The 26,194-nt window shown below is 56.6% G+C and carries 21 protein-coding genes; 7 read left to right on the top strand and 14 right to left on the bottom strand.

The window, feature by feature from the left end:
• Positions 1–74: 74 nt before the first annotated feature.
• Together ACZ5EH_RS08225 and ACZ5EH_RS08220 are read left to right on the top strand one after the other, a co-directional pair.
• Positions 75–260 carry a hypothetical protein gene (locus ACZ5EH_RS08225; RefSeq protein WP_464277643.1) on the top strand — a complete coding sequence of 62 codons (186 nt, stop codon included), beginning with the start codon at positions 75–77 and terminating at the stop codon, positions 258–260.
• A 103-nt stretch (positions 261–363) separates the two neighbouring features.
• Positions 364–654, top strand: a complete 291-nt coding sequence (locus ACZ5EH_RS08220) for a hypothetical protein (protein ID WP_464277642.1) — start codon at positions 364–366, stop codon at positions 652–654.
• Positions 655–790: 136 nt separating this feature from the next.
• Here the strand turns inward: ACZ5EH_RS08220 and treS are convergent, their stop codons facing one another.
• From treS to ACZ5EH_RS08175, 9 genes are all read right to left on the bottom strand, one after another.
• Positions 791–4,168 (bottom strand): maltose alpha-D-glucosyltransferase, encoded by a 3,378-nt coding sequence (gene treS / locus ACZ5EH_RS08215; protein WP_464277641.1) that lies wholly within the window; start codon positions 4,166–4,168, stop codon positions 791–793.
• A 96-nt stretch (positions 4,169–4,264) separates the two neighbouring features.
• Positions 4,265–5,755, bottom strand: coding sequence for a 4-alpha-glucanotransferase (gene malQ, locus ACZ5EH_RS08210; protein WP_464277640.1), 1,491 nt, complete (start codon positions 5,753–5,755; stop codon positions 4,265–4,267).
• 248 nt (positions 5,756–6,003) lie between these two features.
• Positions 6,004–6,573 (bottom strand): GNAT family N-acetyltransferase, encoded by a 570-nt coding sequence (locus ACZ5EH_RS08205; RefSeq protein ID WP_464277639.1) that lies wholly within the window; start codon positions 6,571–6,573, stop codon positions 6,004–6,006.
• The gene (locus ACZ5EH_RS08200; protein WP_464277638.1) at positions 6,570–8,345 is read right to left on the bottom strand and encodes a GNAT family N-acetyltransferase; all 1,776 of its coding nucleotides are present in this window, start codon (positions 8,343–8,345) and stop codon (positions 6,570–6,572) included. Before ACZ5EH_RS08200 ends, ACZ5EH_RS08205 begins: the two co-directional genes overlap by 4 nt.
• Before the next feature lie 9 nt (positions 8,346–8,354).
• Positions 8,355–9,446: a D-alanine--D-alanine ligase family protein gene (locus tag ACZ5EH_RS08195; RefSeq protein WP_464277637.1), complete on the bottom strand. Its 1,092-nt coding sequence runs from the start codon at positions 9,444–9,446 to the stop codon at positions 8,355–8,357.
• Positions 9,440–10,489 (bottom strand): D-alanine--D-alanine ligase family protein, encoded by a 1,050-nt coding sequence (locus tag ACZ5EH_RS08190; protein WP_464277636.1) that lies wholly within the window; start codon positions 10,487–10,489, stop codon positions 9,440–9,442. Before ACZ5EH_RS08190 ends, ACZ5EH_RS08195 begins: the two co-directional genes overlap by 7 nt.
• Positions 10,474–11,979, bottom strand: coding sequence for a KamA family radical SAM protein (locus tag ACZ5EH_RS08185; protein WP_464277635.1), 1,506 nt, complete (start codon positions 11,977–11,979; stop codon positions 10,474–10,476). The genes ACZ5EH_RS08190 and ACZ5EH_RS08185 overlap by 16 nt, the downstream gene beginning before the upstream one ends.
• Positions 11,969–12,229 (bottom strand): hypothetical protein, encoded by a 261-nt coding sequence (locus ACZ5EH_RS08180; protein ID WP_464277634.1) that lies wholly within the window; start codon positions 12,227–12,229, stop codon positions 11,969–11,971. The genes ACZ5EH_RS08185 and ACZ5EH_RS08180 overlap by 11 nt, the downstream gene beginning before the upstream one ends.
• Positions 12,230–12,476: 247 nt before the next feature.
• Positions 12,477–13,895, bottom strand: a complete 1,419-nt coding sequence (locus ACZ5EH_RS08175; RefSeq protein WP_464277633.1) for a sigma 54-interacting transcriptional regulator — start codon at positions 13,893–13,895, stop codon at positions 12,477–12,479.
• A 169-nt stretch (positions 13,896–14,064) separates the two neighbouring features.
• Here ACZ5EH_RS08175 and ACZ5EH_RS08170 point away from each other — a divergent pair, with 169 nt between their 5' ends.
• Entirely contained in the window at positions 14,065–17,154 is a 3,090-nt protein-coding gene (locus ACZ5EH_RS08170) for an ABC transporter substrate-binding protein (RefSeq protein ID WP_464277632.1), read from the top strand.
• Here the strand turns inward: ACZ5EH_RS08170 and ACZ5EH_RS08165 are convergent.
• Both ACZ5EH_RS08165 and ACZ5EH_RS08160 read right to left on the bottom strand, forming a co-directional pair.
• Positions 17,093–18,520: a sensor histidine kinase gene (locus ACZ5EH_RS08165; protein WP_464277631.1), complete on the bottom strand. Its 1,428-nt coding sequence runs from the start codon at positions 18,518–18,520 to the stop codon at positions 17,093–17,095. The two genes, ACZ5EH_RS08170 and ACZ5EH_RS08165, sit on opposite strands and share 62 nt — an antisense overlap.
• 16 nt (positions 18,521–18,536) lie before the next feature.
• A complete protein-coding gene (locus ACZ5EH_RS08160) occupies positions 18,537–19,214 on the bottom strand; it encodes a winged helix-turn-helix domain-containing protein (RefSeq protein ID WP_464277630.1) in 678 nt (225 codons plus the stop codon).
• Between the two features lie 232 nt (positions 19,215–19,446).
• Between ACZ5EH_RS08160 and ACZ5EH_RS08155 the strand changes: the two genes are divergently transcribed.
• Positions 19,447–19,689: a hypothetical protein gene (locus ACZ5EH_RS08155; RefSeq protein ID WP_464277629.1), complete on the top strand. Its 243-nt coding sequence runs from the start codon at positions 19,447–19,449 to the stop codon at positions 19,687–19,689.
• 33 nt (positions 19,690–19,722) lie between these two features.
• Here ACZ5EH_RS08155 and ACZ5EH_RS08150 read toward each other — a convergent pair whose 3' ends face one another.
• The 3 genes from ACZ5EH_RS08150 to ACZ5EH_RS08140 form a co-directional block, all read right to left on the bottom strand.
• The gene (locus tag ACZ5EH_RS08150) at positions 19,723–20,133 is read right to left on the bottom strand and encodes a glutaredoxin domain-containing protein (protein WP_464277628.1); all 411 of its coding nucleotides are present in this window, start codon (positions 20,131–20,133) and stop codon (positions 19,723–19,725) included.
• 415 nt (positions 20,134–20,548) lie between these two features.
• A complete protein-coding gene (locus tag ACZ5EH_RS08145) occupies positions 20,549–20,824 on the bottom strand; it encodes an HU family DNA-binding protein (RefSeq protein WP_464277627.1) in 276 nt (91 codons plus the stop codon).
• 692 nt (positions 20,825–21,516) lie between these two features.
• Positions 21,517–21,783, bottom strand: coding sequence for an RNA recognition motif domain-containing protein (locus ACZ5EH_RS08140; protein ID WP_464277626.1), 267 nt, complete (start codon positions 21,781–21,783; stop codon positions 21,517–21,519).
• A 929-nt stretch (positions 21,784–22,712) separates the two neighbouring features.
• On the opposite strand from ACZ5EH_RS08140, the gene ACZ5EH_RS08135 reads away from it, so the two are divergent.
• From ACZ5EH_RS08135 to serB, 3 genes are read left to right on the top strand one after another with little or no spacing between them, the layout of a single operon-like run.
• Positions 22,713–23,669 (top strand): MBL fold metallo-hydrolase, encoded by a 957-nt coding sequence (locus ACZ5EH_RS08135; RefSeq protein ID WP_464277625.1) that lies wholly within the window; start codon positions 22,713–22,715, stop codon positions 23,667–23,669.
• Between the two features lie 26 nt (positions 23,670–23,695).
• Positions 23,696–24,889, top strand: a complete 1,194-nt coding sequence (locus tag ACZ5EH_RS08130) for an efflux RND transporter periplasmic adaptor subunit (RefSeq protein ID WP_464277624.1) — start codon at positions 23,696–23,698, stop codon at positions 24,887–24,889.
• Between the two features lie 2 nt (positions 24,890–24,891).
• The gene (serB, locus tag ACZ5EH_RS08125) at positions 24,892–26,109 is read left to right on the top strand and encodes a phosphoserine phosphatase SerB (RefSeq protein WP_464277623.1); all 1,218 of its coding nucleotides are present in this window, start codon (positions 24,892–24,894) and stop codon (positions 26,107–26,109) included.
• The last annotated feature ends 85 nt before the right edge of the window (positions 26,110–26,194 follow it).

The raw sequence follows: 26,194 nt of genomic DNA, 5'->3' as shown, positions 1-26,194 counted from the left end.
ATCCCCCCTAACTACATAAAACACATCCAACAGTATGAAATACAACACAACACGGGGACAGCACAGGATTTATTATGGATAAAACCGCTGTACAGGAAAAAATGAATCGACGTCTGCCCGAGGTGCAGGAGCTCATCCAGGATATGGTTGTTGAATTGCGATTCAGAGGCTGCGATGACAATCATAAGCTCATCCAACAGGCCCACATTGTGAATGGCTGGCTTCAAGAGGCAAACGCTGCCTTCAAAACTTCACTTTAACATTCCAGGAAAAACCATGCGTTATTGTGCGAAGTTAGGATTGATAGTGGCTTGTATTCTTTTTTCTTCCCACGTCTCCTATGCCGGATACGTGGAAGTCATCATGGCCTTGACCGATGTAAGGGAGGCAGTTGAACAGGGAACTTCAGTATCTGAAGGGGACTTCGGTAAGCTGACATTGCTAGCCAAATTACAGATCAACAAAGCAGTGAGAGAAGATAACATCGGCATGGAGTTCATCAATACTGCCAATGAGTCGATAGAGTACTTCACGGCCGCAAGGAACGAGTATCTTAACTCTCTGGGATTCTCCGATAAACCATTTTCTCCAAGCGAAAGCTATATCAAAGGCGTTGACGATTTATGCGCCCTTGCCACAATGGTTGAAGACTAATTTACTGTTTAACTATTATAGTAAAAGCCCCGTCTTGCTTGCAAGACGGGGCTCTATTTTTTGGGAGTACCGAGGAAAGGTAGCGCATTCGCTGCCTCACGAGACTGGTAGAGTTTTTCCCCTCGCAGTTCTCCGGCTATTCCTCTTTATCCTTTTGCGCGACTGTGTCCAGAATACCCGCCAGGCAGAGCAACGGTAAATGGGCGCGCGCCTGATCGTGCATGAGCGTGCGCTCCAAATCCAGAACGCAACGCTCGACCAGAAAGCACCCCAAGAGTGTTTCCAGGGCGGCGCGGTCCTTGGGTACAAATCCGGCGCCTTCACTTTCCGCCAGCCAGGTCTGCAAAAAGATATCAGAGGCTGCCATGCTCCAGGTCATGGCCCAGGGGCCCAGGGACTCCACGGCTTCAGGATGCAGCGATTGTTCCTGCGCCAGGGCGGTGCGCGCCACATGATGAAAAGACAGCAGCATCCCTGCCAGGTCCCGCAGCGGGGAGCGTTTCAGGGAGCGGTCCCCCAATGAACGCTCGGGCTCGCCTTCAAAGTCCAGAATGACCCAGTCCTTACCCGTAAACAGCACCTGCCCCAAGTGGTAATCACCGTGGATGCGGGTCTTGTCCGCCTCCACCTTGACCTTGGTGATGCCCTCCAGGAAGGCCAGCAGCCGGCGCTCATCATCCACAAAGGCCTTGACGCGAACGGCAAGGTCCTCTGGCAATCCTTTGACCTTTTTACGGCAGAGCGCAACGGTGCGCCGCACCAGGTTGCGCATGGATTGGTAGACCGAGCGTTGATATAGCTTGGAAAAAGGCTCGGGCTTGAAGGAATTGAGCCGTTTGGGTGCGGCCAACGTCTTGTGAAAAGCGGCTGTCCTGCGCCCCAGCAATTCCACCATTTCCACGAAGAAGCCGCCAAGGCTCTCCAGAAAATGTTCCGGCCAGGCATAGGAAGAAGCATCGAACAGTTGGCGCTGCGGCATGGCGATGACGCAGTGGGCCTCAGTGCCTGCCAGACAATGTTCAATGCAGCGCGTGGCGTGCTCCAACGCATGGGTGTAGCCGTCAACCGCCCCTGGAATGAACTCCTTGAGCACACCCAGCGTATAGCGCTCCCCTTCCTTGCGCTGATATTCGATGGCGCCCAGGTAGCGGGGCGTATGCTCGAACCCGGCCTGTTCGCTCAGGTACTGCGCCAGCTCCAGTTCCGGATTCACCCCACTTTGCAGGGGGCGATACAGTTTTAGGAACAACCGCCCGTCGTAGGTGACGGCAGTATTGTGCATGGCGCCCTTGAAGCGTGAGGAAGGCATGTCCACAAACGCCCCGTTCACCTGTCGGTAGAGCTTCCCGGGCTTGGCGACCACAGAGCCCCGTGCGCCGCGGAAGCGGCGTTTTCTGGCAATGGCCTCCAGCAGGGCGTAGCGGCAGCGCTCGTCAGACAACCCGTCGTAAAGCACGCCCTCTTCACTCCCCACACGAACCTTGGCGAGCACACTGGAAGGCTCGCTTTCCAGGAGCTTTTCTCCCCATTCGCCCGCCGCCATGGAGATGGGCAGCACCAGCATATCGGCCGGTCCGTCGGAGTATTGCAATTCCAGGAAAAAGAGCCTGGGAAAGGCCTCGCCCTGCACCAGCGGTATGGAGTCCAGCACCGCGGCCTTGCGCACCTTGCCCGAGGTGGCGCCGAACCATTGCAGCGTGTTGCACCGGGGCAGCGCCTGTTCTTCCAGCCCCTTGTGCAGCAGGCTGAAGTCCAGGGATTTGCTGCGCGCGCTGATGGCCAGTTCCGGCAAAGCCTGTTCCGGTTCGGCCGGCTCATCCAAAGAAATGTTTTCTTCGTGCAAAGGCTTGAGCTTGAACCAGAAATAATCATGAAAACCAAGGGGCAGCACATAGGGTTCCTTGCGTATCTGCGGAAACCGCGTACGGCTGAAAACATCTTCCGGCACCTGCCCGGCGTAATCGGACAGGTCCATTTCCACCACCTGGGAAAAACGCGAAAGGTTGACCACCACAAGAATGCTTTCTGTGTTGCCCTTTTCGTCCACATGGCTGCGCACAAAAGCCAGAACCTTGGGGTTCTCACAGGTCACGAACTGGATATCCCCCCTGCCGAATGCCCGGAAGCGTTTGCGCATGGCTATGACCCGGCGCATCCACCACAGAAGTGAGGAAGGATTGCGCTCCTGGTTCTCCACGTTGACCATTTCGCTGTGGTATTCGGGGTCGATTATCACGGGCAGAAAGAGCTTGTGCGGATTGACCTTGGAGAAGCCGGCGTTGCGGTCCGGGCTCCACTGCATGGGCGTGCGTACGCCATCGCGATCGCCCAGATGATAGTTGTCCCCCATGCCGATTTCATCGCCATAATAAATAATAGGCGTGCCCGGAAAGGAAAACAGGATGAAGTTGATGAGTTCTATCTTGCGCCTGTTGTTGGACATCAGCGGCGCCAGCCTGCGGCGAATGCCCAGATTGATGCGCGCGCGGTTGTCTTTGGCGTAGACCCGGTACATATAGTCGCGCTCTTCGTCGCTGACCATCTCCAGGGTCAGTTCGTCATGGTTGCGCAAAAACATGGCCCACTGGCAGCCCTCGGGAATTTCCGGGGTCTGCTCCAGAATATCCATGATGGGATAGCGGTCCTCCATCCACAGGGACATGAAAATGCGCGGCATGATGGGAAAATGGTAGCACATGTGGCATTCATCGCCCTTGCCGAAGTAGGCCACGGCGTCTTCCGGCCACTGGTTCGCCTCGGCCAGGAACATCTTGTCCGCATAACGCCCGTCCACATATTCGCGCAGTTCACGCAACACATCGTGGGTTTCCGGCAGGTTTTCGCAGTTGGTGCCTTCTCGTTCAAATAGATACGGCACGGCGTCCAGACGCATGCCATCCACGCCCATGCCGAACCAGAAGTCGATGACCTTGAACATGGCCTTTTTGACCTTGGGGTTCTCCCAATTCAGGTCAGGCTGGTGGTGGTAGAATCGATGCCAGAAATAAGCGCCCGCCGCCTGATCCCAAGTCCAGTTGGATATCTCGTAATCCTGAAATATGATGCGCGCTTCCTTATAGAGGTCCGTGTTGTCGTTCCAGACGTAGAAATCGCGCGCCGGCGAATTGGGCTTGGCGTGGCGGGCCTTTTGAAACCACTCGTTGCGGTCCGAGGTATGGTTCAGCACCAGCTCGGTAATGACCCGCAGGCCGCGGTCATGGGCCTCCTTGAGGAACCGCTTGAAATCGCGCAGCACCCCATAATCCGGGTGGATGTCGTAATAATCTGCAATATCATAGCCGTCATCCCGCAGGGGCGAAGGATAGAACGGCAACAGCCACAACGCCGTGATGCCCAGATCACGTAAGTAGTCGAGCTTCTCGCACAATCCCTTGAAATCGCCGATACCGTCGTTATTGCTGTCAAAAAAGGCTTTGACGTGCAGTTCGTAAATTATCGCGTCCTTGTACCATTGGGGATCGCCTGCAGCAGCTTGCATCTTGCGTGGTGGCATATATTGCAACTCCTTATACGTACGGGCCGTATAAACACGGCCTGCCCTTGCGCGCCGATCAAACAGAAGAGGCCGCGCATGGCAGATGAAACGTCATTATAAAACCCTGTCAAAAAATGCGGTCATTTCCTTGAACCAGGCCAGCCGCTCCAAATCCATTTCCGAGGGGAGCAGCCGCCAGAGCCAGTTGTCGCCCAAAGTGGCGGGCCGGTTCATACGATGGGTGGAGCCAAGGCCAAGAACATCCTGCATGGGGAAAATGGTGGTGTTGGCCACGCTTTGCATGGCCAGACGGATGAACGCCATGTGCACATCTTCCGGCGTTGGCACACGCCCCAGATAGCGGGCCAGGGTCTGGCGCTCCGTCTGGTTGGCCTCGTTCACGAACCAGCCGGCGACAGTGTTGTTGTCGTGGGTGCCGGTGTAGGCCACGCAGTCCTGGTCATACAGATGCGGCACATGCTTGGCCCATTCCTTGCCAAAGGCGAATTGCACGATCTTCATGCCCGGAAAGCCGAACACATGCTTGAGCTCGCGCACGTCCGCCGTTATCACGCCCAGGTCCTCGGCAATAAGCGGCAATACGCCAAAACGGCGCAAAAGCACGGTGAACAGTTCCTGCCCCGGGGCGTCCACCCACTCCCCGTTCACAGCGGTTTGCTCGTCTGCCGGGATGCTCCAGTAGCCGCAGAACCCGCGAAAATGGTCCACTCGCATGAAGTCGCACTGCTTCAGCCCGTGCTTGAACCGCCGTGTCCACCAGGCGTACTTCTCGGCGCGGTGCGCTTCCCAGGCGTATACAGGGTTGCCCCAGCGCTGCCCGGTCGTGGAGAAATAATCGGGGGGCACGCCCGCTACGAAAATCGGCTTGCGCGTGGCATCCAGCTGGTAAAGTTCCGGACGCGACCAGACATCCGCGCTGTCATAGGTGACATATATAGGCATGTCGCCAATGACATTCACGCCCTGGTCATTGCAAAATTCCCTGAAGCTCTCCCATTGGCGGTGAAAAAGGTACTGCACAAAACGCTCTCGCGCCAAAAGGCGTGAGCCTTCATCGCGCCACTTGTCCAGCGCCTCTGCATCACGGTAGCGATACTCTTCCGGCCAATCACACCAGGAGACGCGGTCAAACCGGTCCTTGAGCGTGGCGAACAACGCCCAGTCCTCCAGCCAGTCGGCATTGTGGCGCAAAAAGGCCACAAAAGAGGGATCGCCCGTGATGTCCGCACCGCTGTATTCAAAAGCCTTGGCGAACATTGCGTCGCGTTGGTACCCTACGCGGGAGTAGTCCACCCGGCGCGGATCAGCATTGTTCCGCTCGGGCATGTCCTGCTTGCGCAGGAACCCCTCTTCCACCAGCATTTCCGGGCTCAACAAATCGGGATTACCGGCAAAGGCTGATGTTCCGGCATAGGGGGAGCTGCCATACCCGGTGGGGCATGTGGGCAGTATCTGCCAGTAGCTCTGGCCAAGGGCAGCAATGAAGCTGGCAAACTCACGGGCTGCGGGGCCCAGGTCCCCGATGCCGAAGGCCGAGGGCAACGAGGTTATGTGCAATAGAATTCCGCTTGCGCGAACGTGCATTTAGGCCTTCCTCCGGTGGAGATTGATATCATTTCAGGAGCGGCTGCAACTCAGACGCAAAACTGCACGCCGTGCATCGCGCGCCGCGATTCACAGTAAGGTATACGCATAACTGCGCCCCCATGCAAAGGGGGGCATAATTTGGGTAAAATATGTGTCGAAAAAGAGTCGGAATGCAGGAAAAAACTGACAATGGAGGCCCTGCCCCCCCGAGAAAAAAACACGCCTTTATCCGGCGGACAAAAGAACTATACCGCGGGAGAAAACAATTGTTTTTCAAACACCAGCTTGGCATCACCAGGGGCGTAAAAATCCGGGAACAAGGCCCGCTGCGCAAACCCCATACGCACGTAGAACTGCCGCGCGGACGCATACCGCGCCAAAGAAGACGTTTCTGCAAACAGTCGCTCACCGCCTGCCGCCTGCACCCTTTTTTCCACGTCTTCCAGGAGCAGACGCCCCACTCCCAGGCCTTGGGCCTGGGGCGCAACCACTATCCAGTACAGGTCCCAACTGCTGCATGTGCAGGGTATGCGCCCGAAACATGCATACCCGAGAAGCCCCATGCCAGTTCCAGCCCCACGCCCTTCCTTCACTGGTACGGAGCTGGCCTGTAGCCCCTGCGGCGTGTCCATCAACACGAACTCATACCCGCTGCGAACTCCCTGCCGCAGCGTTTCCTGCGCCAATTCTTCGGCCACATCCACTTCTTCTGCTGTAAAATTTGCGGTTTGCGCAACAAGAGAGCGGATTCTGCGCGGGTCATGTGCGCGCAGCCGTTGCCGCAGCGCAGATTGTATCACACTGTGCCCGTTCATACGCGCCCTCCGTGCTCAATTGTTGCGTGCCGGCCAAGCTGTGGCACGTGCAGGCCTTCATGCAGACCGGTAAAAAACTGCAGCGCATTGCCTCCAAGAGACGGCACACGGTAGCCGCCCTCTTGCACCACAAGCACAGGCAGGCCCAGCCCGCCTATAAGGCGTCCGTTCTCACGAAAATCCGCAGGCTGCAACGTCCATGTGCCGGTGGGGTCGCCTTTGGCCGTATCCAGCCCCAGCGCCACCACCAGAAACGTCGGTGCAAATCGCTGCACAAGATCGAGGGCGCTGCGCAACACCTTGTGATAAGCGGCTCCGTCCACATGTTCCGGCAGGGGAAAATTACGGTTCGCCCCCCGCCCTTTGCCTTCGCCCCGCTCATCGGCAAATCCGCTGAAATAAGGGTAGGCCAGGCTGGGGTGTCCGTGGATGGAAATGGTCAATACGTCCTCGCACTCATAGAATATATCCTGGGTGCCATTGCCATGGTGGTAGTCAATATCCAGAATGGCTACTCGCCCGTAACCGCACAACATTTGCGCCGCAATGGCTGTGTTGTTCATGTAGCAGAAACCACCGAACACCTTGCGCTCCGCGTGATGTCCAGGGGGGCGCACCAGGGCGTAAGCAGCCCTGTACCCATGCAGCAAGGCATCCGCCGCGGTGCAGGCTGTATCCGCCGCATCCCGCGCCGCATTCCAGGCGTTACTGTGCAGTGGAGTAAACGTATCGATGCAGTAGTACCCGGCGCGCACCGCCAGTTCCTTTGGCGGCCGGGCGGCATTGCGCAGCGGAAACACATACGGATACACCGCCTTGCCAGGGGCAATCAGCCCGCAGCACCGTTTCATATAACGCAACAGTGCCGGATCATGCACCGCTGCGGCCAACCGTTCCGGAAAATGTCTGGTTTTGAGCCGTTGGAACAAGCCGCTGTTTTCGATCCTGGCCAGGATATGTTTGACCCTGACCGGCGCTTCCACATAGCCGCGTTCGTGCACATGATGGATGGCGTGCTTCTCGCTGACAACCAGGGCCATGTCGCCTTGTGCATCACTTGCAGGAAAAGGCGTCGGGGGCGCCTTTGGCGCACGCAACTGAACGGGGTCGTCCTGAAAGCTCTTTACCACCCTTTCGATGTACCCCTCGGGACAACGCTCAGCGTACTTGCGCTCCAGAATGGCGCGCACTATCGGCCTGGCGTTGTTTTTCGCCAGCCTTCCCCGCCTGCCCTGCCGCCCCAACCCGTCAAAAAGCAGCAGCGGCGGGCATGTGTCGCCTTCCGAAATGGGGGTGGCGTATTCCGTACCCTCTATAACCCGCATGCCGCACCGCTCATAAAATCGCAACCGGGCGGCGTTCTGCCGCAGCAAAGTTCTATCGCCACAAAGGTCCGAAGTTTCGGGAAGACATTCGCAAAAAATGCCTGTCACGTTCAGGTCCATGGCCTCGCGCTGCAGCCGCTGGTACAAGGCGCTGCCCACACCGCCCCCAGTACGCCCACTGGCGGCGGCCAGGTAATCCAGATAGCAGAATCCGGCATCCGGGGCGTGCAACATAATGGCAACGCCCACCACACGATCCTGGCGCTCCGCCGTGAAAAGCACGGTGCGGAAGCGGTACGCCAGAGGGTCGCGCAGCTTTTTGGGCAATGACGCGAACTCTCCCTCTGGCGCATCCGGAAAATGATTTGTCAGGATATCCACTGCCTTGGCTATTGCCGCAGCATCGGCCGGCAGCAGATCATCGAACACGCGACGTATCCTAAACATGCCCGCCCCCTATGCCACGCGATGACGCAGCTTAGCGCTGCGCTGCATGGCGGCCAGAAGCAGATACTCCATGACGTCTCCTGGCTGCAGCTCGGCCTCCTTTGCGGCGGCGATGAAACCTGCATCCGGACTCAGGCAGGGGTTGGCGTTGATGTCAATGACCCAAAGCCCTCCCAGAGAGTCAACGCGCATGTCCACACGCGCATAGCCTTCCAGCCCAAAGGCTTTCCAGCAATCCAGTGCAAGTTGGCGGGCGCGGTTCAGGATGGTGTTGTCCTTTTCCGCAAAGCGGAAACTCCTGTTCGTATTTTTAAAGGCAGCATCGTCCTCGTTCCATTTGGCCGCAAAATCCACGATCTGCGGACGCTCCTCGTCCCATTCTCCAAAAACGATTTCCGCGGGGGGCAAAACACTCACCCCCTGCGGCGTTTCCAAAAGGGATATGTTCAGCTCGCGCCCTGGAATGAATTCTTCGGCAAACCACTCCCCCCCGAAACGTTGGCAACGCTCGGCCAGCTTTTTTGCAAGCTCTTCGCCCGTAGGGTGCTTTAACACGCTCCCTGCATCCAGCCCCAGGGAGGCATGCTCCCAAACGCTTTTGACAATACAGACATCGGTCATCCGCTCTTGTGCAGCCTGGGACAGTCTGTTCACCACAGAAGGCGTGGGAAGGCAGTTTGCGCGCAGGATTTGCTTGGCCATCAGCTTGTTGGTCGAACAAAGCAACGCATGGGCGCTACTGCCTGTATAGGACACGCCGAGTTCATGCAGCTCCTGCGGCACTAGGTGCGCATCCCTGGCGCTGCCCCCGATTCCTTCCACCAGGTTGACCACCACCGATGCGCCCGTCTTTGCAAGCCCCTGCCTGAGGGCGCTCCCGGTTGCAGCATCCTCCAAAGATTTCTCCGTCCCTTTCACTTCCGCAATGGGCAACAACACGGCTTCGAACCCCAGGGAGCGCGCAAGGGATGCAGCGTATTCAGCCTGAACAAGGGTATCCTGTTCCTCAGGACCGGCGTCTTGCGGCACTGCAGTATGCACAACGGCCACCAGCAAAGGGTGCTCGTTTGGAAGCATACGCACCATATCAGATATCAGCATGCCACCGCCTCTGCCCTTTCTGCCGCCATGGGGGCAGCCGGGATATGCGTTGTCTGCAGCAAACCTTCTCTTTCAAGAGCGGCATGCAGGATCATGGAGATGAGTTCTCTGTAGGGAATCCCCCGTAAGCGGCAAATAATGGGCAGGTCTGAGTGCACCGGGTTCAGGCCAGCCAGGGGGTTGGCCTCGATAAAATGCACTTCGCCCCTTGCGTCTGCGCGCAGGTCCAGACGCCCCCCGTCGCGGATGCCCAGCCCCCGATAGGCGGCCAGGGCCACTGTTGCAGCGCGGCGGGCCAAGGCGTCGTCCACCAGATGGTACTCCACCAGACTTTCGTACTGGTCTTTTGTGCCGTAGCCATACGCGCCCTGCTCAATATCATGCAGCAGCACAATTTCGATAACGCCCAACACGCGGGCGCTGCGCCCCGTACCGACGATTCCCACAGTAAACTCGCGCCCCGGCAGATAGCTTTCCACCAGCACAGGCTGCCGGAAACGGTCGAGCAACTGACGACACGCATCTCTCAGGGATTTGAAATCATTGCAGCGCGAGGCCGCCGTGACGCCCTTGCCTGTGCCTTCCGCCACCGGCTTGACAAAAAGCGGGTATCCCATGCGCGCTGTGTCTATTTTTCTCAGGTCGCGCAGGTCCTGCACCAGGGCGAAATCAGGCGTGGGCAGACCCAAATCGCGCACAACATGTTTTGTCATACCCTTGTGCAGGCAAAGGCCCAGAATAGCGGGATCGGAAAAGACATAGGGTATCTGCCAGGCATCCAGCAGTGCCGGGACCAGGGACTCACGCCCCATGCCGTGGAGGCCTTCGGCAATGTTGAAGACCATGTCCCAGCGGCGCCCCAATGCCAGGGAGCGCGCCAAGGCCTGGGCGCTGCCGATGCGCTCCGTCTCGAAACCTTCGTCCTGCAGGGCCTGCTCGATGCCGCAAATGGTCTCTTCGCGGTCAAATTCAGCAGTTTCCTCCGGAGTGTACCCCTGGTCGAGATACTCCTGTTTCAGATCGTACGTCAGGCCAATGCGCATGGCGCCCCCTTTTGTGCCGGAAAATCCGGATAGCTGAAGGTTTTTCCCTCGTAATTGCGGAGCAGCAGATTACCTGATGCATCGCGGCCAATGACGGTTTCCGGAAGCAACGGAATCTTGCCGCCGCCACCAGGGGCGTCGATCACATACTGCGGCACGGCATAGCCCGAGATATTGCCACGCAATTCCTGCAGAATTTCAAGCCCCTTACTGACAGGGGTGCGAAAATGCGCGCTGCCGGGAATGGGGTCGCACTGGTACAAATAATAGGGGCGCACACGCATCCGCATCAGTCCTTTGAAAAGCGCTCCCATGGTTGCAGGCGTGTCATTCACCCCCGCAAGAAGCACGGTCTGGCTGCCCAGAGGCATACCGGCATCCGCAAGACGGGTGCACGCCTCCTGCATTTCAGGGGTCAATTCAGCGGGATGGGTGCAGTGCAGACTCATCCACAACGGGTGATATTTTTTGAGCATGGCGGTCAGTCCCGGCGTAATGCGCTGCGGCAAGACGGCGGGCGTCTTGGTGCCAATGCGCACAACTTCCACATGGGGAATGTTCCTGACCCCCGCCAGCAGCCATTCCAGGGCGTCCTCACGCATGGTAAGGGGATCCCCCCCGGAAAGAATGACGTCACGGATCTCAGGCCGGGAGGCGATATAGTCCAGGGCGGTCTGCCAGCGCTTGCGGCCGGGCAACCCCTTGCGGCGGCCCACCAGGCGGGTGCGCGTGCAATAGCGGCAATACGCAGCGCAACTGTCCGTGGTCATGAACAGGACACGGTCCGGATACCGATGCACCAGACCGGGCACGGGACTGTCGTGCTCCTCACCCAGGGGGTCGGCCGCCTCGCCAGAAGCATGTACCAGTTCGTTGACCGTGGGCACCATGCATCGCCTGAGGGGGCTGTGCTCGCCAGATGGCGAATCCGCCAGCAGGGATAAATAATAAGGCGTGACGGCCAAAGGCAGCCCTGCGCTGCAGCCACCGCCCAGGGCGGATGCGCATGCTGCACGTTCTTCGGGCTCCAGAGCCATGACGCGCTCCAGACCGGCCATGCCGACAACCTTGTTGGCCAATTGCCAGCGCCAGTCACTCCATCTGGCTGCCGTCACTTCAGGATAGTATTGCTCCCGGAAGGCTTTGGTCCGGTCGCTTTCCACAAAAGGCGTGGAATGGGAGGTACGCCTGCTCCGCTGCCCCCTGACTGGCGCCAGGGTCATGCACGAAGCAGAAGCGGTTTTCTTGGGGCAGGTTTTGGTTTTTTTTGTCCGCCTAAGGGCAGCCCCGGAGTCCGGAGGTTCCTGCGCAACATCGCAGGCGGTTTCCTGTTCAGGCTCCTGGTGTACTTCATGGGGAGCGGAAGAAATGGGGCGCAGCTCCATTTGCATCGTTGCAGCCTCCTCTGCGGGTGGCTCCGGCTGTTTTACGCCGGGGTAAAGCCCCTTCAATTCCGGGGGGCGTATGAGTTGCAGGGCGTCAGTCGCCAAAGTCCTTTTCACAAAAGGAAACAATCCGGATCCGTTGCGGCGTGCTGTCCTTTTCCAGCACACAGCGCGCACTGACGCGCTTGCCGCAAAGAGGAATCATGGCCATGCCTTGCGCATCCATGATGACGAAATAATCCCGTTCGCCCGTGGCTGAGATGAGCACATTGGTCACGTTGTTGCGAGCATCCCACCCCCAGGGGCAGACAATGCCTTCACATTCAATGGTATTCTTCCCCAACTGCATATCCATGGCATCACCTGTTCCGATTCAGGAGGACCGTTTCCTCCGCACGCAATAGCAATCGCCGTTCCACAACGTTAAAGTACTTGTATTACGGGAGAATCCACTCAAGACAGGGATAAAACAGGAACTTGATATTCCTGTTTGCAGCAAAAATGGGACACGCCGTATCCGGCAATGATGCGGGCAAGGGGTAAGACGCCCCTCGCAAGAGGGGAGAATATAAGGGAGACTACCGCTGTTAAGCCCGCGCTTGTCAGTCCTGGCCGCGGGTTTTGTAGCTTTCTTTCTGGATGCCGTATTTTGTGAGCAGCTTGTGCAACTGGCGCGTGCTGATGCCCGCCTGCTCGGCAGAATGGTTTATGCGCCCCTTGTGACGGGTCAGAAGCTCCTCCAAGTACTGGCGTTCCGCCACTTCCTTGGCGGCTTCGCGGTACTCGTAGAGGGTCATGGGGGTATTGGGCAGCAGGAGTCCCTGGCCGCTGCAGTCCGAAAAAAGCTCCTGGGGGAAGCTTTCCGCGCTCAGGACATTTCCGGACTCCAGGATGAAGGCGCGCTCCACCAGGTTTTGCAGTTCGCGTACATTGCCCGGCCAGTCATACGCCTTCAGCCCTTCCACCACCTCCTGGTGGGCATCGGTGATTTCCTTGCCATATTTTCGGCTGAAATCTTTCAGGAAAAACCGCAGCAACAAAGGGATGTCCTCCTTGCGTTCCCGCAAGGGCGGAATCTCAATGGGAAAGACATTGAGGCGGTAATACAAATCGGTCCTGAAAGAACCGCTTTCTGCAAGCTTTTTGAGATTTTCGTTACTGGCCGCAATGATTCTGGCGTCCGTTTCCAGGCTGCTTTCCCCCCCCACACGCTGGAAGGTGCGTTCCTGCAGGACTTGCAGCAGCCGAACCTGGGCGGCATGGGTGATGGTGCCGATTTCGTCCAGAAAGATGGTCCCGCCATGGGCGATTTCAAACTTGCCGAGTTTGCGCTTGTGCGCACCGGTAAAGGCGCCCCGCTCATGCCCAAAAAGTTCGCTCTCGATGAGGGTGTCCGGAATGGCGCCGCAATGGACACCGATGAACTGGCGGGTTTTCCGCTCACTCAAACTGTGCACGAGGCGGGCAATGACGCTTTTGCCCGTGCCGGTTTCGCCGGTCAGCAGCACCAGCGCGCTGGTGGGCGCGGCCACCTTCACCTTTTTGAACACTTCCCGCATCAGCGGGCTGTGGGTTTCTGGAATATCCGGAAAGCTCTGCCGTATCAGATTGCTGCGCAAATAATCGAGCTCAGACGCCACGCGCGAACTTTCGCGCATGCTTTCAACCACATATACGAGTTCGTCAGCATCGATGGGCAAAGCCAGGTAATCTGCAGCGCCGGCTCGCACGGCGTCCACGGCAAAGCGAACCTTGTCCGGCGGCGCCAGCACAACAGTCTCCACGTAATTCCCTGCCTTGCGCACGGCCTGCAGCTCCTGTTTCCAGTCTCTGCGACCGTACTGTACGGGCGTGGCCAGAATGTCCTGATCCACAAAGAAAAGATCATGAGGATGGTCCGCCAGAATGTCCAAAGCCTGAGCAAGCGTTTGACAAGACGTAACGCGTCGTTTCTCGCCAAATACGCGGCGCAGAGTCTTAACCGCTTCCGGATCACGGGTGGCGGCCAAAATGTTGGGCATCGACGGCTTCCTCCTTCGTAATGGGAGGATTCTATACGCTATTTGCCTCTTCTTGCCAGCATCTTAATGAAGTTTTTGCAAATCCATGGCAATACTTGCAAATTTGGAATATTCAGCGCATATAACTGAAGTATGCTGGATCAGTTGGGCTACTACGTCCGGGGGGCGCATGGTCTGCAATAAACCATTCACCAACATTTCCCCCTTTTCCTTGCGCATGCTCTGCGCAGGACTTGTGTTTTGCTTTTTCGGGCTTTTGCCTTGTAATGCCATGGCAAAGCAAAAGCTCGATCAAGTCAGCCTGCAGCTGAAGTGGAAACACCAGTTCCAGTTTGCAGGGTATTACGCAGCCCTGGAAAAAGGCTTTTACCGCGAAGCCGGCCTGGATGTATCCATCCGGGAAGGATCCATCAACCCAACCTATTTGCAAGACGTGCTTTCAGGGAGTGCCACCTATGGCGTTGGCGGCTCTGACATCCTCAATGCCTTTCTGAATGGCGCCCCGCTTGTGGCCTTGGCAACCGTATTCCAGCACACCCCCACTGTCCTGCTCGCCCTGGGCGGTTCGGGAATTTTCGGGCCGCAGGATCTACCAGGGCACACCATCGCCACGGCGCTGGATACCGAACCTGAAATTTTGCGCATGCTCGAAGCTGAGGGCATTGACCCGGGTACTGTGACTTTTGTTCCCAGAAAAGAGGGCATGAGCCAATTGTTCGACCGCGAAGTGGCAGCGTTTGCCGCCTATCTGACCAACGAGCCCTGGTACCTGGACAAACAGAACATCCACCACATCACCCTTGCGCCCAAGGACTATGGCGTAGATTTCTATGGGGACGTGCTTTTTACAAGCCGCAAGGAAGTGCTTGAGCATCTCGACAGGACAGACCGCTTTGTAAAGGCCAGCATGAAGGGGTGGGAATACGCCATGCGCCATCCCGAGGAAATTGCAACACTGATCCGCACGCAGTACGCCTCTGAAAAAAGTCAGGAACAGCTATTATATGAAGCTGCGGTAATGCAGGGCCTTATCCTTCCTGAACTGGTGGAACTGGGGCACATGAACCCCGGCAGATGGCGCCACATGGCTGACAGCTTTTACGAGCAGGGGCATGTAGACGCTGCGAACCGCCCTGATATCACCCCTTTTCTCTTCTCCACCTACACAAATTCAAACCAATCCTGGATGTACAGCGCCCTGTGGTTTTCCGCTGCGCTTTTACTGATGGCAATTGGCGCTGCAGTTACGCTTTTTTTCGTCAACAAACGCCTGAAGCGTGAAGTTAACGAACGGATTCAGGTGGAGGCCAGCCTGTTACGCAGCCGCAAACGCCTGCGCAGCATCATCGACAACACACTTGCCGGCTACGTCTTCATCGACAAAAACGGCATTATCCAGGATGTCAACGATGCGTGGCTGCTGATGCACGGCTACGTGCGCCCCTCCGAGGTGCTCGGTCGCCATTGCACTGGTTTTGTTGCGCCAGAAGAGCGGGAAAGGGCCTTCTCCTTGCTTGAGAGACTGCTCAAAGGAGAGGAGATTCCCACTGGAGAGATCACACGCCTCATGAATGGCGGCAACACAGGGGTGCATGTCTATTCCTACAGCACGGTCTACCTGGAAGGCATGGTCATAGGCATCCAGGGATTTCTCATCGATGTATCGCAGCAGAAACGATTGGAAACCGATTACAAGGCCTTGATCGAAAACATGCAGGAAGGCGTCGCCCTCCATGAGATGCTGGTGGACGATCAAGGCAGGCCCATCGACTACCGCTTTCTCAACATCAACCCAGCATTTGAACGAATAACAGGCCTGAAAGCCGATGACATCATCGGCAGCACTGTGCTGGAAATAATGCCAGATACCGAGCCGTATTGGATTCAGACCTACGGACGGGTTGCCTTTACCGGCCAGCCCGAGCTCATCGAACAGTACAGCAACGTTCTGGACCGCCATTACTCGGTAAGCGCCTACTCTCCCCGCGTGGGGCAGTTTGCCGCCATTATCAATGATATCACCACCCGCAAAATGGCGGAAGAGCAGATGTTGCGTTCCAAGGACAAAGCCGAAGCCGCCAACCGCGCCAAGGGGGAGTTTCTGGCGAACATGAGCCACGAATTGCGCACGCCTCTCAATGGCGTTTTCGGCATGATGCAGCTTATGCAACAGACACCGCTGACCCAGGAGCAAAAAGAGCTTTTGGATACGGCCCTGGCCGCAGGCAAGGGCTTGATGACCATCATCAACGACATACTGGATTTTTCGCGCATGGAAGCCGGGCAGCTTCTCGTCAATATCCAGCCATTTTCCCTGCGCGAGACATTCCACCTGGTCCTGGAGAACTTTACCATATCGGCCCACGACAAGGGGCTGCACATGGAACTGAACCTGGACGGTAGCGTGCCTGAAGGTGCAGTGGGAGACGAAGCGCGGCTGCGGCAAATACTCTTCAACCTTCTGGGCAATGCCGTTAAATTCACGGAAAGTGGTGGCGTGCATATCGCATCCTGGGTGGTGCCCGGCAAACCTGCTCAGTTAAAGGAAAAGGACTTTTTGCTGGCCATCCAGGTCAGCGACACCGGCATCGGCATTCCGGACAACAAACTGGATACGATTTTTGAGCCTTTTGCCCAGGCGGACGGCAGCTTTACCAGGCGATTTCAGGGGGCAGGCCTGGGGCTGGGAATTGTGAAAACCCTTGTCCAGCGACTGGGCGGAAGCATCTGTATAAACAGCAAATCTGGTCAAGGAACGACCTTTATCGTGACCCTGCACATGCACTGCATCGAAATAGAGCAGCACAAAGACAGGCCACAGCGCCATGCCGCCCAGTCTGTCGAGCGTTTGCGCGTTCTCATTGCCGAAGATGATACCGTCAACCAGATTGTGATTCGCCGGCTTCTGGAAAAGAATGGCTGTGAAGTGGCCAGCGCTGAAAACGGCCGCAGAGCTTTTGAACTGGTGGCCGCTCAGGAATTCGACGTGGTATTGATGGACGTACAAATGCCGGAAATGGACGGCCTGGAAGCCACCCGAGCCATTAGGGAGAAGGAAAAAACCGAAGGGCGCCCCCCTGTGCCTATCATAGCCCTCACAGCTCACGCCATGTCAGGCGACAAGGAATTGTTCCTGGAGGCGGGCATGAATCACTACCTGGCCAAACCTGTTGACCTGCAGGAATTGCTTGCCACCCTCAGGGATTTTTGTGACCGGGAGACGTTGCCCCAAGCCACGAAAGATCAAAAACCACTTTGACGCGCAAGCCTGGCCTGTTGTCCTCCAACAGCAGATCTGCGTTATGCAGCTTGGCCACCGCAGCCACAAGGGACAACCCCAGCCCGCTGCCTGGAGCATTGCGACTGGACTCCAAACGATAGAAGCGCTCCAGAACCCTTTCGCGTTCAGCATACGGAATGCCCGGGCCACTGTCCGCCACCTGCAATGTAGCCAGCTTGCGGTTGCTGGAAAGCGAAACCGTCACCACGCCATCTTCCGGCGTGTATTTAAGCGCGTTATCCAGCAGGTTCGCCATGGCCTGGGAAAGCAGGTGCCTGTCGCCGGGCAGGCAGACATCATTGCCGAAATCGGTATCCAGACGTATGTTTTTTTCCTCCGCAAGGGGCTCGTAAAGCTCCACCATATCCCTGGCAATGGTGACCAGGTTTATTTCCTCTATCTCCTCACGGTTCAGCCCGGCCTCGGCCCGTGCGATCTTGAGCAACGCATTGAAGGTGCGGATAACCTCATCCGTGCCGGCAATGGTCTGCTCTATGGTGGCGCGATATGTCTCCATATCCGGCTTTTGCAGCATGGCCACTTCGAGCCGCCCTCGCAATCGGTTGATGGGGCTGCGCAAATCGTGGGCAATATTGTCTGAGACCTGCTTGACCCCATCCATGAGGTTCTCGATGCGGTCGAGCATGTCATTGAGATTCTGGATAAGCTGGTCGAATTCGTCGTTAGTTCCCAGCCTTGGTATCCGGCGTGAGAGGTCCCCGCGCATAATCTCCCGGCTGGCACGGTTGATGACGTCGATGCGGCGCAACATGCCCCGGCTCATGAACAGGCCGCCAATGATGCCCAGAACAAGGGTAAGGGCGAATCCCCAGCCCATTGATTTGACGATGAGCTTTTCAACGCGCACTTTTTCCGTGTCATCACGCCCGACCAGCAAGTGAAAGCCGCCCTTGAGCCGGATATGCTTGGCCATGGCGTCCCGCCCGTCATCCATGCCAACGCCGCTAAGGGCAAAGTGCAGCCATTCTTCACTTTTGTTCGCCGCTGCGTGCGCATCCCTGGTGACGTCGCTGGGCCAGCGCTCCAGATTGCCCGCCAGAGGGTTGAACTCCATGTCCGTGAGCAGATAGAGGCTTGACCGCGAAGCATCATTGCCAATGCGTTCGTTAATGATATGAATGACGCCTGCAAGACCGAGCAGTTCGTAACGTTCAGACAATCCCAGGATTTCGGCGTTGACGGTTTCCTCTATCTGGCTTTCCAGAAACCCTTCTGTGCTCCAATAGATGAACCCCAGGAGCATCAGCACGCTCAAGGCGAAAATGGCCATATACAGCAGGGCGAGCCGAAACGGCGTGGAGCGGAGGACGTTCAACGAGGACATGGGCGAAAAACGTGGGTCAAGGCACGTCGTGGAGCGAATAACCGGCGCCCCGCACCGTATGCAGCAGAGGGCGTTCGAAACCTTTGTCGATCTTCTGCCGCAGCCGGCTGATGTGCACGTCTATGACGTTTGTTTGGGGGTCGAACGAGTAATCCCAGACCTTTTCCAGCAGCATGGTCCTGGTCACTATGGAGCCCGCATGGCGCATCAGGTATTCCAAAAGAGAAAATTCCTTTGGTTGCAGGTCGATGGTCTTGCCTGAACGCTTCACCGATCTGGTGACCAGGTCCATTTCCAGGTCGGCCACCTGCAGCACCGTATTGGCCGACTCCACCTTGCCCCTGCGTTGCAAAGCCTCGATCCGGGCCAACAACTCCGCAAATGCATAGGGCTTGGTCATATAATCGTCGCCGCCGGCACGCAGGCCTTTGACACGGTCATCCACTTCGCCCAGGGCGCTCAAAATCAGCACCGGGGTTTTATTGCCCGCTGAGCGCAGGGTTTTGATGATCGTCAGACCATCCATGCCAGGCAACATGCGGTCGATTATCAGCGCGTCATAATTTTCCGAAGCGGCCATGAAAAGACCGGTCTTTCCGTCTGCAGCATGGTCCACGACAAACCCGCTTTCCTTGAGCCCTTTGACCATATAGGCGGCGGCTTCCAGGTCGTCTTCAACCACCAGAACGCGCATGGGGTCCTCCTCGCGATGCTCGCCTTTTCCTGCAGCAGGTTTCCAACCACCCGGGCGCGATGAAAACATACATCCCGAACGATCAGGAAAGCCCCTTGCCCCAGACAGAAGGCGGGTGTATTATAGTATGAGGAAACCTTTCAGCATTACCGGACATCTAACACTGTGTGCACTATACACCAGATGTCCATAAAGGCAACGCACGCCCATCCCGGGCAGTCGGAGCAGGAACATGGCAGAAGCATTCTTTTACAACATCTATCCGAGCACCCCCATAGTGGGGGGCGGTCCCGGCCCCTGGATATACTCCGTTGCGGAGCAAAATCTGGATGCAGCCCTGGGCGCACGCCGCGTGCAAGCTGAAAACGCCATCAAGGCGGAAGGCTACATGCGCATAGGCGCCTATTTCCCCGTGGAAGCCGCCCAGACAGCCCTTGAAGAAAGCGGCGGCGTTCTGGTGAACAGACGCATCTGATCAGGCATTGATGCCATTTTTCAGGCGAGACAGCTATTTCCGCGCGCTAAGCGCCTTGTCGTATATCCCCGGCGCAAAGCCTATCACCGGCTCCCCGTAAATCATGGCAAAAGGCACGGCTCTGCTGCCTTTGCTTAACTGCAGCATGCGCTTTGCCGCCCCCTGGTCCCTTTCCACGTTATAGACGTTGAAGCGCACGCCCTTGCTTTGCAGATAGCGCATGGCCTGTTTGCAGTAAGGGCACCTGTCCGTGACATAAATATCAACGGAAGCACTTGATTTTTCTTTTACCTGTTTGGGGGCGTTGGCGGTTGTCATGCCCTGCTTCGGAGGACGCTGGCCAAATTGCATGACCCCGTTATCATCCTTCCAATAGTACAGGTTCCCGGCGAAAACGGTCGCTGCGACAAGCAGCGTGATTGCCAAAAGTATCCAAAAGCGCATGGCTTTTTCTCCTTGCTTTACGGCGCTGGAGGCGCTCTTTCCCCAGGCGCCCGCCATCGCTTGCATGCACCCCGCGCTCTATTGCGAGGGGCCACAATGCAACCGGCACGTAATTATTGAGTACAAAGGTCTAGTATGCCATCGCTGGGCAGACTGGTAAAGCCGCCAGTCCAGACAAAAACAAACTCTGAGCTATGGTAACGAAATGGGGGGGATGCAGAGAAGAAGAGAAGGTTGAACCCATGCCTCTTAGACGGGCAATGGTTCCGGTTGCAGCTATCATACGCACCCTGCAGGCCTGGTATGCGCTTGCTTCTGCTTGCTGCCGCCATAGGGTGCAGCTTTTTCAAAAATTACACCCGCCCCCTCCGAACCAAAAACAAGTCGGAGGGAACGGGCGTGAAAATGAGCGCGTCTAGCTTACTGCATCTTTGAGACGCTTCCCCGGGGCGAACTTAACAGTCTTAGCCGCGGGGATCTGGATTTCTTCGCCGGTGCGGGGATTGCGACCGGTGCGTGCTGCGCGCTGGGAAACCTTGAAGGTGCCGAAACCGACGAGGGTGATGTCGTCGCCCTTGGACAGGGAATCGGAAATCGCTTCGAGGGTAGCGTCGAGGGCCTTGCCTGCAGCAGCCTTGGTCTCCAGGCCAGCCTTGCTTTGAATGATACCGATCAGGTCCGCTTTGGTCATCGCACTCTCTCCCGACTTAACGGTTTCTCACCGTCTGTTTACTGGTTGTTCATGAAAACGCTTGCCTGGCCTCACATAGCTTGTCACGTGTAAATGTGCAAGGACTAAGGCGCAGGTGCTCACCACCTTCAGGTTGTTGCGCCTACCAGGAAGACGTTTTTTTGTCCACGCTGTAGGAGGAAAAAAACGACAGGTTTTCGCCCAAAGAGTGAACGAGCGCCACTGAACATCCACGAATAACTAATCATTTGCAGCCCGACGCCGGGCGCAAAAGAACACACTGAGGTAGCCAGAGCGCCTCTGGCCACTCGCATCAGGGCACAAACGCACATTTGCCCCCTGTAAAAAAGCCAGCTCGCCTGAGTTGCAGACCACCACCGGGTACGTGCACGCCGAAAAAAGAATGGCGCACCACAAGACACGACGCCTGCTTCCTGCACCTGGCCAGTCGGTTGTTGCCCGACAAGCGCGGTGGAACAAAGCGACTATCACCGTGCCGCGTAGATAAAAAAAGGGCGAACAGGACTGTTTCGAACACCTCCACAGGGAGGAAAAGCCACAAGACTTCCCCTGCCTGACAAGGCACCCTGCCAGTCTGACCACCCTCCCCCTATACCAACGGTGCTGGTCAGCCTTACCATGGTCCGCCCGAAAAACTCGGGCGGACGCATTTCAGACGAATATATGCGCCGCTAGCGCCTGGGGGCGCGCGGCTGCTTGGGCTGCGCCTGATTCACTTTCAGGCTTCTGCCGCCCATGTCAGTGCCGTTTATGGCGCTTATTGCCCTCTCTGCATCATCCTTTTCCATCTCTACGAAACCGAAGCCCCTGGAGCGACCGGTCTCGCGGTCCATGATGATCTTGGCGGAAAGCACTTCGCCATGTTCGGAAAACATTCTGGTCAAATCTTCTTCGGACGCACTCCAAGGCAAGTTACCCACATAAATACTCGTAGCCATTGATCTGATTGCTCCTAAAAGCTGAATGGATGATGGAGCGCATGGGGAAAACGACTCCTGATCATGCGTCCTGTAACAAGGGCTGAAGCCCAATTCCACCCTCTCGACAACAACAGAGAGGTCCATACCTGTGGAATACCTATTCCACTTTTCTGCCTATAGCCGAGTACAAAGGTTCAAGTCAAGCACTTGGCGGTTTTAGGGCAACCTTTTTACATACATTTTTTATGTACCCGATCAACTCTCTTACCAAGCTGGTGATTCAAGGGAATACTCTCCATGGAAAAAAACGTCTCCGGCATCTGCCAAAACTCCATCGGGGATTGTTAAATTAATTACTCAACATTCTGTGCAGAATAACCCTTTCCATGCTTTTATGACGCGCACACGGCCAAACAGTATAAAAAATATATTGAAAATCGCTCCATGCACGATGCCAATGCCAACGACACACTCTTTGCATCATGGCTCTCTGAAAAACTTATGTCCGCTATCACAAGCACGAAGCAAAATACTGCAGTATGAAATAGCTTTTTTACACACATCACCTGCAGTTTTCGGCTTTTGTTTACATGCCAGCAAAGAGCCTTCCCGTGGCCCCTTCCCCCTTTGAGTTTCATAACATACTGAAACAACAGTTTATATTTCACGCCCTATTGCTTGTTATGTGTACAATATATTTCCACAAAATCCTCCCTCTCCTTGCTGGCATGCCGGATTCCTCCAGCCTCGATGCTCTGAAGCACCCTTCTATATACCGTAGGTAACCTCACACGCAGGCAAAAACACCCGCACCACGTAAGGGGGCGGGCAGCAAAAAACGCCTTACACAAGAGAATCGCCTTCATCATTGCCAGCATACTCTTGTTACGCTATTGATGTGCAGTCTTGAAAATTTACCCGGCAGAAGTCCCAAGCAGGAGAAGCCCATGCAGATCAAGTTCTGGGGCGTTCGCGGTTCAGCCGCACCTTCTAACAATGCTGCAAAGATCCGTTCCAAGGTGGTGCGCGCCATCCAAGCCGCTCTGGACGCAGGGTTGCAGGATACGGATGCCGTTGATGCGTTTGTAGACAACCTTCCATTCCCCATCAGGGGTGGCTATGGCAGCAATACACCGTGTCTGGAAGTGATGCTTGAAGGCGACACGTTTCTGCTTTTGGACGCCGGCCTGGGGTTGCGCGACTTCGGGGTCAACCACTTTGCCACCCGTTCCGGCGCTGCCGGCTCCATTTTCCACATTCTGATGTCGCACCTGCATTGGGACCACATCCAAGGCATGCCCTTTTTCCCGCCACTCTATCTGCCAGGCAACAGAATAAACGTGTACGGCTGTCACGATGGACTGGAGGAAGCCTTTGTCCAACAGCAGGAGCCGCCTTTTTTTCCGGTTCCTCTTTTTGAAACTGGTGCGGTTTTTCAGGCGCACAAGCTGGAGCCACAAACACAATACACCATTGCCGGACACCAAATCACGGCAATACGGCAGCATCATCCCGGCGTCTCCTATACTTACAAAATCCAAAAAAACGGCAAGACACTGATCTACGCCACTGATTGCGAGCATCACCTGACCCCTGCCGGACACGACCGCACCTTTGTGGATTTCATACGGGGGGCCGATCTGGTGGTTCTGGACGCGCAATACGACTTTGCCACCTCCCAGACCCTGAAAAAAGACTGGGGGCACTCCAGCAATGTTGTGGCAGTTGAAATGGCAAAGGAAGGCGGTGTGAAACAGCTTTGCCTTTTTCACCACGAACCTGCCGAAGACGACGACGCCCTTGAACTTTTTTTCCAGCAGACCGTTCGTTACTCCAGCCTGCACAAGCCAGAGCTGCCTCTCGAGGTTTTCATGGCCTATGACGGGCTAGAAGTGACGATTTGAAGCGGCCCACGTCCAGGCAGATGACCATGGGCAACAGCGCCCTCTTTTCAAGCCATGCAGCGGCTGATAAGACCCGGGACGCATGCTTTCCCTTGATTGATATGCAACTGCTCATGACTGCAGCTATTCACCGGGCTGGCAACATTTACCTGAACGTGCTCATGCAACGCTTTTTTTACGCTTGGTTAGCCATCTCTTGCCTGTTGTACGGCATTGTTCCGACTGCATACGCCGGAGATGCCTCCACTTTCACGCCTGAACCCACCCTGCGTGTGGAAACACTTGCTGCCTACACCAGGGCGGATGTCACCCTTACATTGTCCAGCGAAGCCTCCGGAAAAATTCTGGACGTTGCCGCCGATGTGGGCGAAGCCATCCCTGAAGATGGTGTTTTCGCGCACATAGATCCCGTTTATGCCCGCCTGAATCTTTCGGAACTGGAAGTGGAGCGCCGCAAGACAGCCTCCAGGCGCGACTATCTGGAAGTCGAAACAAATCGCTACCGCGACCTGGTAAGAGGGCGCCACGCCGATCAATCCTCCCTGGACAAATACGAGCAGGACCTGGATCAGGCGGAATTGCAAATCGCCTCACTGGACGTGGAAATCGAACGTGCAAAAGAGCAACTGGCACGGCACACGGTCCAGGCCCCTGCCGGATTTATCGTCATCGAGCGCATGATAGAACCGGGAGAATGGGTGACAGCAGGGCAGTCCCTTGCCACCGTCGGCGACTTCAGCACACTGGTGGCGCCCTTTGCCCTGGACGAAGAGCAGTTTCACTGGCTGCGCGCCCACCCTCCAGAACTTGTTCTACGCAGTGCCGACGGCAAGGAGCATAAGGCGAAGCTGCATCAGGTATCCCCGGCCTTTGATCCGGAAACACGTAAAATCAATGTGGAACTTGCTTTTTCTGCAAAAAACATGGAAGCCAGGGGAGGACAGCGGGTAGAGCTCGACGTACTGCTGCCGGATCGCGCCGGCACACTGCTCGTCCCCCGGTCCAGCTTGCAGAAAAGATACGAGCAGTATTGGCTTACCACGCCTGCAGGCAAGCGCCGCAAGGTCGTATTGATGGGGCAGGAGCAAGGAGACCAGGTGCGTGTCTTTGTTCCCGACTACACACCGGGGGAGCAGTTCCTCCTCCAGCCCGAAAACGCCGGCGCACCATCTGCCGGCGCCTTTGATGACGCAGCAGATAAGGACCAGCAAGGGAGCTGAGAATGCACGATTTGATTTTGATCCAGGTTGCCGGGGAAGATCGCCCCGGCGTCATGTCTGTGCTTGCCGGCGTTTTGGCTTCATACGACGTGGAAATTCTGGATATAGGGCAATCCGTGATCCACGACACCCTCGCCATGGGGGTTTTGATCCGCATACCTGCGGAAGCGGAAAGCGCCCCAATTCTGAAAGACCTGCTTTTTACGGCCCACGAGCTTGAAGTGAATCTGAAGTTCACGGCCATTACCGACGAACGCTACGAACGCTGGGTCGGCCAACAAGGACGCCAGCGCCACATCGTCACCCTTTTGGGGCGCACCATCAGCGCCAAGGCATTATGGGGCGTTTCCCAAGCCCTTGCCGACAATGGCCTCAATATAGACGTCATCACCAGACTGTCCGGCCGCCCTCCCCTGGAAGAAGGTGTCAAGGGGCGCGCCAACGGCTGTGTGGAATTCTGGGTGCGCGGCACAGCGGCGGACCAGGGCGCCCTCCGCAAGAGCTTTCTTGATGTTGCCGCTGCCGAAAGTGTGGATATTGCCATTCAGGAAGACAACATCTTTCGTCGCAACCGCAGACTGGTAGCCTTTGATATGGACTCCACCCTGCTGCAGGTGGAAGTCATAGACGAACTGGCCAAGCTTCACGGCGTGGGCGATCAGGTCGCGGCAATCACAGAGGCGGCCATGCGCGGCGAGATGGACTTCAACGAAAGCCTGGCCCGGAGGATGGCGCTTCTTGAAGGACTGCCCGAATCCGCCCTGGACGAGGTGGCCGACAACCTGCCCCTTTCCGACGGGGCCGAACGGCTCATCGCCAACCTCAAGCGATTCGGCTACAAAATCGCCATCATTTCAGGTGGATTCAGCTATTTTGGCAGACGTTTACAGGAGCGTTTCGGCATAGATTATCTGCACGCCAACGAGCTTGAGATCAAGGACGGCAAAGTCACGGGGCGCGTCCTGGGCGAAATAGTCAACGCAGCGCGCAAGGCGGAGCACTTGCGCAGCATTGCAGACCATGAAGGCATCGACCTGCAACAGGTCATCGCCGTTGGCGACGGGGCTAACGACCTGCCCATGCTCAACCTGGCAGGACTTGGCATTGCCTTCCACGCAAAACCCAAGGTGAAGGAAGGCGCAGGGCACGCCATTTCCACCTTTGGCCTGGACTCGATCCTCTACCTCATGGGCATGCGCGACAGGGACATTGTGGATTGATCCGGCACTGCGCACGCGCACGTTTTTTCCACTACCAGCACATGAAAAAACCCCCGGCACCTCCGGGGGTTTTATTTATGGGGAG

Source organism: Desulfovibrio biadhensis (genome assembly GCF_055388615.1).
The sequence above is the reverse complement of the archived record's forward strand: the minus strand, read 5'-3'. Positions and strand labels throughout refer to the sequence as shown.